Here is a 9714-nt window from a genome sequence, read left to right on the forward strand (position 1 = left end):
ATGGGCGAACGGATCATCGATCCCGCCACCGAGGGCTGGGCCGCGAGCTGGTACGAGGCGAGCGCCCGCGCACGGCTCGACGGGCTGCTCGATGCGGGGAGCTTCCGCGAGGTGATCGGCCCCGAGCAGCGCCGGATGAGCCCGCACCTGCCGCTGTTCGACCTGCCGCGCGCCTTCGACGACGGCATGATCGTCGGCTCGGGCCGCCTCGACGGCAAGCCGGTGCTCGTCGCCGCGCAGGAGGGCCGCTTCATGGGCGGCGCCTTCGGCGAGGTGCACGGCGCCAAGCTCGTCGGCCTCCTGCGCGCCGCCCTGGCGCTGAAGCCCGACGCGGTGCTGATCCTGTTCGACACCGGCGGCGTGCGGCTCCAGGAGGCCAATGCCGGCGAGACCGCCATCGCCGAGGTGATGCGGGCGATCACGCAGGTCCGCGCGGCCGGCGTGCCGGTGATCGGCCTGATCGGCGGCCGGGCCGGCGCCTATGGCGGCGGCGGGCTGATCGCGGGCACCTGCTCGCGGCTCGTCGTCTCCGAGGGCGGGCGCATCTCGGTCTCGGGGCCGGAGGTGATCGAGACCAACCGGGGTGCGGAGGAATTCGATTCCCGCGACCGCGCCCTGGTCTGGCGCACCATGGGCGGCAAGCATCGCCGGCTCACCGGCGGCGCCGACGCCTATGCCGACGACACGGTCCGGGCCTTCCGGCAGGCGGCTCTCGACGCGATCGCACGGGCGCCGGCCTTCGATCTCGCCACCCTGGAAGCAGAGCAGAAGCGGCTGGAAGAACGCCTCGCCCGCTTCGGGGATTGCCGCGACGCGACCGAGATCTGGGGCCGGCTCGGCGTGAACGATCCGGCGGCGGTGCCGGCGCTGACCACGGCCGAGTTCGACGCCCTGCTCGCCGGTCTCGGGGAGACGACCCATGACGCGCGCTAAGACCACGCTTTCCGAGATCCTGTCCTCGCTCTTCCCCGAGGGCCATGCGGTCACCGTCACGAATGGCCTCGTCAGCGGCGAGGGTCCGTTCCGGGGCGGGCGGCTCGCGGTGATCGGCATCGACGGCGACGTGCCGCTCGGCGTCGAGGGCGCCTGCCGGCTCGCGGCCGACGTGCTCGACGTGGTGCGCCGGGGGAATCGCACGCCGATCCTCGTGGCGATCGATTCCGACAGCCAGCGCATGAGCCGGCGCGACGAGTTGCTCGGCCTCAACGAGTATCTCGCCCATCTCGCCAAGACGCTGCTGCTCGCCGATGCCCAGGGCCACCCCACCGTCGGGCTGATCTACGGGCACTCGGCGGCGGGCGCCTTCATCGCCACGGCGCTCGCGACCCGCATCCTCGTCGGCCTGCCGGGAGCCAATCCGAGCGTGATGGACCTACCGTCCGTGGCGCGCGTGACGAAGCTGCCGCTCGAACGGCTGGAGGCGATGGCCAAGGACATGCCGGTCTTCGCGCCGGGCCTCGACAACATGGTGCGCACCGGCGCGGTGCAGGCGGTGCTCGACCCCGCGCGTCCGCTGGCGGAGCAGATCGCCGCCGTGATCGACGCGCTGCCCGCGGAGGATACCCGCGACCGGGCCGGGCGCGAGCGCGGCGGCCGGCCGGTGGCGGAGGCCATCGCCGCGCAGGTGGTGCGGGACGCGAGTCTTGGCTGAGGCCTACCGCCGCCACGATCTCCTCGACGTGGAGCCGGGCACTTGGCGGGCGGTGACGGCGGATCGCGCGGACCTCGCGGGCGTGCCGCACGTCGCGGCCTGGATCGAGAACGGGCACCCGCTCATCCTGCGCCGCTCGCATCCGGGGGAGGAGCCGGGCCGCGTGCCGGTCGGGCTGCCCCTGCCGCCCCGCGACGGCAAGCGCCGCATCGGCCTCGCGCTGCCGCCCGAGGCGGTCCGGCCGCGCCGCCCCGTCCATCTTTCGGACGCGCGGGGCGCCTGCCCGCCGGCCTGGGCCGGGACGGTGGAGGCGGTGCTCGCGCTCGGTGAGCGTCACGGCCTCGCGCCGCGCCCGTTCGGAAGCCTGCTCTGGCAAAGCCTCACCGGCCTGCCCTACCTCTCGGAAAGCTCGGACCTCGACCTGCTCTGGCCGACCGTCGGCGCGGTGCCCTCCGGCCTGCTCGACGCGCTCGCGGCGATCGAGGCCGGCGCGCCGATGCGCCTCGACGGCGAGATCCTGCTGCCCGACGGCGGCGGGGTGAACTGGCGCGAGCTGCACGCCGCCGGCCCGAGCGACGACGTTCTGATCAAGTACCGCGACCGCCTCGTCCTGCGCGGCGCCGCCGCGGTACTCGCGGGTGAACCGGCGGGGGCAGCGGCGTGAGCGCAAGTCCGGCCCCGTTCGCTCCGGCGCCCGAAGACCGGCGCGACCTCGCCGCCGAGAGCATCGCGCGGGCGGCGGCGCAGGCCCTGCGGCTCGAACTGGAGACCTATCCGAAGCCGGGCCTCGTCAGCCACGTCGATTCCGGCAGCCATGCCGACATGGACGCGGGCACCTTCCGGGCCAGCACCGGGGCGATCGCACCCTTCTTCCAGAGCCTCGCCCGCGCCGGGGCGGCGGGCGCGTCGATGCCGGCCCTGCGCCGCATCGGCCTGGAGGCGGAGGCGGCCATGCGGGCGGCGACCGGCGGCGTGAACACCCATCGCGGCGCCATCTTCGGGGTCGGCCTCCTCTGCGCCGCCGCCGGAGCCCTGCCGCGGGCCGGCGCGGGGGCGCTCGGCAGGCTCGTGCAGGAGCGCTACGGCGCCGCCATCCTCGACGGTCCCGTGCTGCTCCACGCACCGGGCGCGCGGGCGCGGCGCCGGCACGGCGTCGGCGGCGCCCCTGCCGAGGCCGTCGCGGGTTTCCCGAGCCTCTACCGCGTCGGATTGCCGGCCCTGCGCCGGGGCCGGCAGGCCCGCCCGGGCGACGCCGAGGCCGCCCGGGTGGAGGCCTGCCTCGCCCTGGTCGCGCATGTCGAGGACACGAACCTGCTGCACCGGGGCGGGCCTGCGGGTTTCGCTTTCGCGCGCGCGGAAGCGGCACGGTTCATCGCCGAAGGCGGCGTGGCGCAGCCCGATTGGCGCGAGCGCGCCGAGGCCCTGCACCGCGCCTTCGTCGCCCGCAATCTCAGCCCCGGCGGCGCGGCCGACCTGCTCGCCATGACGTTGTTCGTGGACGGCATCGAGCGGGGCGGCATGGAGGGGAGGCCGTGACGCTCGCGGTGCTCCTCTCAGGTCAGGGCGGTCAGCATCCCGGGATGTTCGATCTCACCGCGGACTGGCCCGCCGCCGCACCGGTCTTCGCAGCGGCCGAGCGCGTGCTCGGTCGCGACCCGCGGGACCTCGTCCGCGCGCCGGGCGCGGACCTGCACGGCAACCGCACGGGGCAGATCCTCTGCTGCGTCGCGGCGCTGGCGGGCTGGACCGTAGTGGAGGCGGCGCGCCCGGCCCGTATCGTGGTCGCGGGCTACAGCATCGGCGATCTCGCCGCCTGGGGCTGCGCCGGCCGCTTCGACGTGGAGACGATCCTGCGCCTCGCCGCCGCCCGGGCCGAAGCCATGGATGCGGCGAGTGGCGAGGGCTTCGGGCTCGCGGGTCTGCGCGGCCTGCCGCTGGCGCGGATCGAGAGGCTGGCCGAGCGGCACGGCTGTCATCTGGCCATCCGAAACGCGGCCGACAGCGCCGTCGTCGGCGGCGCCGAGGCGGCGCTCGAGGCTCTGTGCACCGAGGCGCGGGCGGCCGGCGCGCTGCGCGCCGTCGTCCTGGCCGTCCGGACGCCCTCGCACACGCCGCTCCTGGCGGAGGCGAGCCGGCGTTTCGATGACATCCTGAGGCGCGAGACGCCGCAGCGTCCAAAACCCGGTGCCCCCCGGCTGATCAGCGGACTCGACGGCGCCCCCGTCTTCAACATCGAAGCCGGTCTCGCCAAGCTGACGCGCCAGATCGCGCACACGATCGACTGGGCGGCCTGCCTGGAGGCCTGCCGGGAATACGGAAGCGACACGGTGCTGGAACTCGGCCCCGGCCACGCGCTGGCGACCATGGCCCGGGATCTCACGCCGCAATGGCGGGTGCATGCCCTCGACGAATTCCGCTCCGCCGCCGGAGCCGCCGCGTGGATCGGGAGCGCCTGACGAGAAGAGGCTCCGCGGGTGCGGCCCCGGTCGCGGCCATCGATCCGGATAGGGCCGCCGGACGGCGACCGACGGCATGAGACCGTGACCGGTCGATCACGTCCGGATTTTGCCGAACTTCGTCATCGCGAGCGGATGCGAAGCGATCCAGGTCGCGACGTCTCCGGAACGTGCGGAGGCCTGGATTGCCACGGCTTCGCCTCGCAATGACGGCGACGTACATCGTGCAGAGGCCGCATGAGGCGACAACCCTCAGCGATGGAACGACCAGCCGTTCAGGCCCCAGCCGTCGCCGCCGAAGGGGAGGTCGGCCGGGCGCCGGCGGTAGTGACGGACCAGAAGCTCCGCCTCCTGGGCGCGGCTGGCCAGCAGGGTGGCCGCGAGGCCGGGGCGGCCCTTGGCGCGGGAGAGAGCCTTCCGCCGCGCCAGGCGATCCGACCGGCGCTGAAGGCCCGCGAGCGAGCGATCGAGAAGAGCGGTGATGGTCAAGGACAGGATTCCTTTGCGGAACGTGGCGATCCTTGAGCGTTTCCTTCCCGATAGATGGCCCCCTGCTTGGCCTTTCAGAATGGCCGAGACTGCATGTTCGACATGCGGCGCTTACATGTGAATCGCCCGGCACCCGCTCGGACGAGACGGGGGCGAGGGTCTGCACCCCCGCCCCCTCCTCGCTCCGGCCCGCCCCGGTCGCGCTCTAGAGCACGACGAACAGGGCCCAGACCACGATCGGCGCCAGCAGCGTGACGATCGCGCCGTAGGCCATCAGCTTGCGGAAGAAGGCTTCGCGGTCGACGCCCTGGGCGTTGGCGAGAACGAGGGCGCCGTTGGTCGAGAACGGGCTGACATCGACGATGGTCGAGGCGACCGCCATCGCGGCGATGAAGCCGACCGCGCTGACGCCGGTCCCGGCCTGCAGGAACGGGACGGCGAGCGGGATGAGCGATCCCAGCACCGCCGTGGAGGAGGCGAAGGCCGAGACCACGGCGCCGATGAAGCAGAGCAGCAGCGCGGCGAGCATCGGCGAGGCGAGGCCGGCCACGCTGTCGCCGACGAAGGTGATGGTGCCCATCTTCTCCAGCACGACGACGTAGGTGCTCACACCGGTGATCAGCATGATCTCGGGCCAGGCCACCTGCCCCATCGCCCGCTTCTGAAGGTTCGGCGCGATCAGGGACAGGATCAGGCCGATCGTGATCGCCACGAAGCCGATATCGAGGTTGAAGGCGAGGACGAGAACCGCGAGCGCGACGAGGCCGAGCAGCGTGACGATCTGGTACCAGTTGCCGTCCTCGGCCATCGGCGCGTCGGTCGGCCGATCGGCCACCGAGCGCCCCGGCTTCTGCCCGGTCTCGAGCGCGATTTCCTCGCTCAGCGCCTCGGCCTCGGCATCGCCGTAGACCTGCGGGCCGGATTGCGGCGACGCGATCTCGGCATGGGGAACGGTGAGAGCCGGCGCGGGCGCGGCCTTCGCCTGCAGGAGCTTCCGGCCGCCCAGCGCGAAGAACAGCAGCACCGCGACGGCGAAGTTGACGCTCAGGCTCGCCAGGAAGGTCGTCATCTCGCTCAAGGGAAGGCCGGCCTTGGCGACCACCCGGTTGGTGATGCCGCCGTAGATGCTGATCGGCGAGAAGCCGCCCGCCTGCGCCCCGTGGACCACCATGAGGCCCATGAGCAGGGGGGAGATGCTGTATTTGAACGCGAAGCCCAGCGCGATCGGCGCGATGATCGCGACGGCGCCCGGGCTCACGGCCCCGACCGAGGTCAGGACGGCGGAGATCGCGAACATGATCCACGGAATCGCGGCGATCCTGCCCCGCACGGCCCTCACCGCGAGTCGCACCAGCCAGTCGATCGTGCCGTTGTTCTGCGCGATGGCGAAGAGGAAGGTGATGCCGACCAGCGTCAGGAACAGCCCGCCGGGAAAGCCGGCGATGATGGCGTTCGTGGTCTGGCCGGCGACCAGGGTGCCGACCAGAAATGCGCCGACGAAGGCCAGGACACCCATGTTGACGGGCAGGATCGTGGCGACGACGAACATCGCGACGAGGGCGTAGATCGAGATCAGCTGTGGTGACACGGCACCCGCTCCTCAGTTTCCTCCCTGCGTCGTGCGGACGAGCGGCGTCGCGCCGGTCGCCGGGGATTGCGCAGGCGAATCCCTCGTTTTCTTTCGTTCACGAAATACCGACCGGCGCATCCACGGTCAATAATCTTGTATACAATAATCGGCTTGAAAAATCATGGCCCGGCGTTTTAGGATGCGTGCAGATGAGGCGTAGGCCATGAGACGAGCTCAGACTCTTCGAGACACGCTCGAGCAGGAGATCATCACCGGCAAGTTCCGGCCGGGGGACCGGCTCGACGAACAGAAGCTGGCGACCCGATTCGAAGTGTCCCGCACCCCGATCAGGGAAGCGCTCATGCAACTCGCCTCGACCGGACTGGTCGAATTGCAGGCGCGGCGCGGCGCGTTCGTGGCGATGCTCAGCTTCAAGGACGTGATCGAACGCTTCGAGGTGATGGCCGCGCTGGAGGGCATGTGCGGCGCCCTGGCCGCGCGCCGGATCACCACATCGAAGCAGCTCGAACTCGAACAGGCGCACGAGGCCTGCATCCAGGAGGCGTCCGAGGAGAACGCGGACGCCTATTACTACGCGAACGAGCGCTTTCATCACCTCATCTACGAGGCCTGCCAGAACACGTTCCTGACCGAACAGGCGTCGCAGCTCCATGCTCGCCTGAAGCCGTACCGCCGCCTGCAGCTGCGGGCGCGAAGCCGGGTGGCGAACTCCCTGGCGGAGCATCAGAGCATCGTCGATGCGCTTCGAGACGGCGACAGCGAGCGGACCGAACATGTGCTGCGCGAGCACATCCTGATCCAGGGGGAACGCCTGGCGGATTTCATCGCGACGTTCGAGCGTGCGGCCTAGAGCATCATCCCGAAAGGCGGCCTCCGGCTTTCGGAAAAAGATGATGCTGAAACAAATGCATAGAGCATCGTTCTGGATCCGATACCCAGGACGACGCTCGAGAGCGCCCGCTGGAATGGACACCGGTCCGGCGCGAAGGGGCGCGGAAAGACAAGGAGCCGGCGGCGTGATCGGGCACGGCGCCGGAGCCTCGACCGGCCCCCCTCTCCTTCGGGGAGCCGGAAACGACCTTTCGAGACGATGCGGCCGCTGGCCGGGCGTTCGAAGCGACCGCCCGACATCAACGAGCTGTGTTCAAGGGGAGAACGCGATGACCTGGGGGCCCAAGCCATGACCGAACTGCTGACCACCGAGGTCCTGACGGCCTTTCTCCAAGTCATCATGATCGATCTCGTCCTGGCCGGGGACAACGCCGTGGTGATCGGTCTGGCCGCGGCCGGATTGCCCAAGGATCAGCGCAACAAGGCGATCCTGATCGGGATCATCGCGGCCACGGTCCTGCGCATCGTCTTTGCCAGCCTCACGACCCAGCTCCTGGAGGTCGTCGGCCTGCTCCTGGCCGGCGGCATCCTGCTGCTCTGGGTCTGCTGGAAGATGTGGCGGGAGCTGCGGGCGGGCCATGCGGAGCAGGCCCTCGAAGCCGAGGAGGCGCTGGAGGACCGCGACCTCGATCAGGACGGCCAGATCGCCGAGCACGCGCCGCGCAAGACCTTCGCCCAAGCCGCCTGGCAGATCGTGATCGCCGACGTGTCCATGTCGCTCGACAACGTGCTGGCGGTGGCCGGCGCGGCGCGCGAGCACCCGATCGTGCTGATCTTCGGCCTGGGCCTCTCGATCGCCCTGATGGGCATCGCCGCGAGCTTCATCGCCCGCCTGCTCCAGAAGCACCACTGGATCGCCTATGTCGGTCTGGCCGTCATCCTCTACGTGGCCGGCGAGATGATCTACCGCGGAGTCTTGGAAGTCTGGCCGCTCATCCAGCGCGCCTGATACCGTACCCGCATGATGGCTTGAGTCGTGCTCGCCCCTCTCCCCGCAGGCGGGGAGTGGGGATTCCAACGGCAGCCGGCCGCCCCTCGGGGCGACGCCTCACCCGTCGAGGTGGAGGTAGTCCGGCCGGAACTCGGCGACCTCGATCAGGCGCGGCAGATCGAGGATCGTCAGGCGCTTGCCCGCGCGCTCGATCAGCCGCATGCGCCGCAACTCGCCCAGCGAGCGGTTCACGTGGACGGGCGTCATGCCGGTGGTGTCGGCGAGGTCGATCTGCGTGATCGGCAGCAGGTAGCTCCGCTTGTCCGCCCGGCCCACGGCGCGCAGGCGCAGGTACAGTTCGCAGAACAGGTGCGCGAGGCGTTCCACGGCCGAGCGGCGGCCGATATTCACGATCCACTCGCGCAGGATCGCCTCCTCGGTCAGCGCCGCCATGCGCAGGGTGCGGGCGAAGGAGGGATGACGCTGCAGCTCCCGGACCTGTTCGGGCGGGAGGCGCCCGACGCTGCAGGGCGAGAGCGTGCCGATCCCGTGATCCATCCGCTGAAGCAGGGAGCTGTCGAGGTCGCACAGATCGCCCGGGAGAAGGAAGGACATGATCTGGCGTGCCCCGTTCTCCCGCAGCTTGTAGCGGCAGGCGAAGCCGTCGAGGATTACGAACAGGCCCTCGGGCCGGTCGCCCTCGCGGATCAGGTCGGTGCCGGGGGGCAGCGTTCGCGCGCCCGGATCGAGGACAGCGAGAGGGGCCGGTTCGGAAACCCGCATCGGCGGGACTTGCAGCGAGCCGTACGCCGAAGATCGATCCAAGGCAGATCCGTCGATCGTCATCGTTCCCCCGTCCCGGTCGCACGGCAGGTTCCCCGATCTTTCGATCATGCCCGGGCTGCGATCAATCTAAATAATGAAATATCTCGACAGAACTACATAGGTAGGACCGGCCGTCGCAGAGGATATTCGCCGCCGCCCCGAATCCGAAATCGTCGGGGAGGACAGGGCGCGAACCTGATTACTTCCCGTTGATCGTGCAAGGACAGGCCGATACCCCGAATGATTGCGCCATTTTCGTCACTTGCGCTCAACCGGAAGGATAGACGCGCGTCACCCGGCCCGGCTCGTCATGCGATGTCTGGAAAATCGTGATGCGCGGCGATGCGCGCCACGCCGGATACGGGCCGAACGCCGCAAACGACGCGATCATCCCCGTCGGCGATCCAGGCCCCGGAGCAGGGTGCGATCAGGTCAGCCGGAGCACGTCCTTCAACCGCACGACATCCAGCAGCGCGCCCGCCGCGTCCCTGATCTCGATCTGCTGACCGTCGAGCAGCTCGCCGGCCCGGACCATGCCGGCCATGATGTCGCGCGCGGCGTCCCGCGCCTCGGCCCGCGCGGCGTTCAGGTCCGGCAGTTCCGACCCATCGGGATCCTCGATCAGCTCGGTGCCGTCACGAAGGTGCAGAAAGAAGCGTACCATGACCGGAAAACCGTGGCCGGACCGACGGGTTTCGCGGGAATCGGCCGCCGCCGCGACGCGGATGTCGCGGCGGCGGCCGTCTTGTGCGCTCAGGCGAGTTTGACCTTGCGTGCCTCGATCGCCTCGGCGATTTCGGCCTCCGCGGCGAGGTAGCGCCGCCGCATCGGCTTCAGCACGAAGACGGCCAGGGCCGCGGCCGAGATGTTCAGGGCGATG

Annotated in this window: 12 protein-coding genes; 7 read left to right on the top strand and 5 right to left on the bottom strand. The window is 70.6% G+C overall.

Translation table 11 applies throughout. From position 1 onward, the window contains the following. From BY998_RS20975 to BY998_RS20995, 5 genes are read left to right on the top strand one after another with little or no spacing between them, the layout of a single operon-like run. A complete protein-coding gene (locus tag BY998_RS20975) occupies positions 1-933 on the top strand; it encodes a biotin-independent malonate decarboxylase subunit beta (protein ID WP_110353640.1) in 933 nt (310 codons plus the stop codon). After that, positions 920-1651 carry a biotin-independent malonate decarboxylase subunit gamma gene (mdcE, locus tag BY998_RS20980; RefSeq protein ID WP_110353641.1) on the top strand — a complete coding sequence of 244 codons (732 nt, stop codon included), beginning with the start codon at positions 920-922 and terminating at the stop codon, positions 1649-1651. Before BY998_RS20975 ends, mdcE begins: the two co-directional genes overlap by 14 nt. After that, positions 1644-2315 carry a malonate decarboxylase holo-[acyl-carrier-protein] synthase gene (gene mdcG / locus BY998_RS20985; protein ID WP_110353642.1) on the top strand — a complete coding sequence of 224 codons (672 nt, stop codon included), beginning with the start codon at positions 1644-1646 and terminating at the stop codon, positions 2313-2315. The genes mdcE and mdcG overlap by 8 nt, the downstream gene beginning before the upstream one ends. Then, positions 2312-3187, top strand: a complete 876-nt coding sequence (gene mdcB / locus BY998_RS20990; RefSeq protein ID WP_110353643.1) for a triphosphoribosyl-dephospho-CoA synthase MdcB — start codon at positions 2312-2314, stop codon at positions 3185-3187. Before mdcG ends, mdcB begins: the two co-directional genes overlap by 4 nt. Beyond that, positions 3184-4107 (top strand): acyltransferase domain-containing protein, encoded by a 924-nt coding sequence (locus BY998_RS20995; RefSeq protein ID WP_110353644.1) that lies wholly within the window; start codon positions 3184-3186, stop codon positions 4105-4107. The genes mdcB and BY998_RS20995 overlap by 4 nt, the downstream gene beginning before the upstream one ends. A gap of 252 nt (positions 4108-4359) precedes the next feature. Here the strand turns inward: BY998_RS20995 and BY998_RS21000 are convergent, their stop codons facing one another. Both BY998_RS21000 and BY998_RS21005 read right to left on the bottom strand, forming a co-directional pair. After that, complete coding sequence (locus BY998_RS21000) at positions 4360-4596, bottom strand: hypothetical protein (RefSeq protein ID WP_110353645.1); 237 nt, start codon at positions 4594-4596, stop codon at positions 4360-4362. 205 nt (positions 4597-4801) lie between these two features. Next, positions 4802-6184 (bottom strand): SLC13 family permease, encoded by a 1383-nt coding sequence (locus tag BY998_RS21005; protein WP_110353646.1) that lies wholly within the window; start codon positions 6182-6184, stop codon positions 4802-4804. 205 nt (positions 6185-6389) lie between these two features. Between BY998_RS21005 and BY998_RS21010 the strand changes: the two genes are divergently transcribed. Both BY998_RS21010 and BY998_RS21015 read left to right on the top strand, forming a co-directional pair. Then, a complete protein-coding gene (locus BY998_RS21010) occupies positions 6390-7037 on the top strand; it encodes a GntR family transcriptional regulator (RefSeq protein WP_110353647.1) in 648 nt (215 codons plus the stop codon). A 330-nt stretch (positions 7038-7367) separates the two neighbouring features. Beyond that, complete coding sequence (locus BY998_RS21015; RefSeq protein ID WP_110353648.1) at positions 7368-8027, top strand: TerC family protein; 660 nt, start codon at positions 7368-7370, stop codon at positions 8025-8027. A gap of 99 nt (positions 8028-8126) precedes the next feature. Here the strand turns inward: BY998_RS21015 and BY998_RS21020 are convergent, their stop codons facing one another. The 3 genes from BY998_RS21020 to BY998_RS21025 form a co-directional block, all read right to left on the bottom strand. Beyond that, positions 8127-8792: a Crp/Fnr family transcriptional regulator gene (locus tag BY998_RS21020; RefSeq protein WP_245421687.1), complete on the bottom strand. Its 666-nt coding sequence runs from the start codon at positions 8790-8792 to the stop codon at positions 8127-8129. 310 nt (positions 8793-9102) lie between these two features. Beyond that, positions 9103-9225, bottom strand: a complete 123-nt coding sequence (locus tag BY998_RS25110; protein ID WP_280952925.1) for a hypothetical protein — start codon at positions 9223-9225, stop codon at positions 9103-9105. A 36-nt stretch (positions 9226-9261) separates the two neighbouring features. Beyond that, positions 9262-9498: a hypothetical protein gene (locus tag BY998_RS21025; RefSeq protein ID WP_110353650.1), complete on the bottom strand. Its 237-nt coding sequence runs from the start codon at positions 9496-9498 to the stop codon at positions 9262-9264. Positions 9499-9714 lie beyond the last annotated feature (216 nt).

The sequence above is a fragment of the Methylobacterium sp. B4 genome (genome assembly GCF_003201865.1).
In the GTDB taxonomy this organism is placed as follows: domain Bacteria; phylum Pseudomonadota; class Alphaproteobacteria; order Rhizobiales; family Beijerinckiaceae; genus Methylobacterium.

Coding starts and splice junctions, on each gene's coding strand:
- BY998_RS20975 (WP_110353640.1), top strand. CDS start 1: ATGGGCGAACGGATCATCGATCCCGCCACCGAGGGCTGGGCCGCGAGC.
- BY998_RS21010 (WP_110353647.1), top strand. CDS start 6,390: ATGAGACGAGCTCAGACTCTTCGAGACACGCTCGAGCAGGAGATCATC.
- BY998_RS21020 (WP_245421687.1), bottom strand. CDS start 8,792: ATGCGGGTTTCCGAACCGGCCCCTCTCGCTGTCCTCGATCCGGGCGCG.
- BY998_RS21025 (WP_110353650.1), bottom strand. CDS start 9,498: ATGGTACGCTTCTTTCTGCACCTTCGTGACGGCACCGAGCTGATCGAG.
- mdcE (WP_110353641.1), top strand. CDS start 920: ATGACGCGCGCTAAGACCACGCTTTCCGAGATCCTGTCCTCGCTCTTC.
- BY998_RS25110 (WP_280952925.1), bottom strand. CDS start 9,225: ATGATCGCGTCGTTTGCGGCGTTCGGCCCGTATCCGGCGTGGCGCGCA.
- BY998_RS21015 (WP_110353648.1), top strand. CDS start 7,368: ATGACCGAACTGCTGACCACCGAGGTCCTGACGGCCTTTCTCCAAGTC.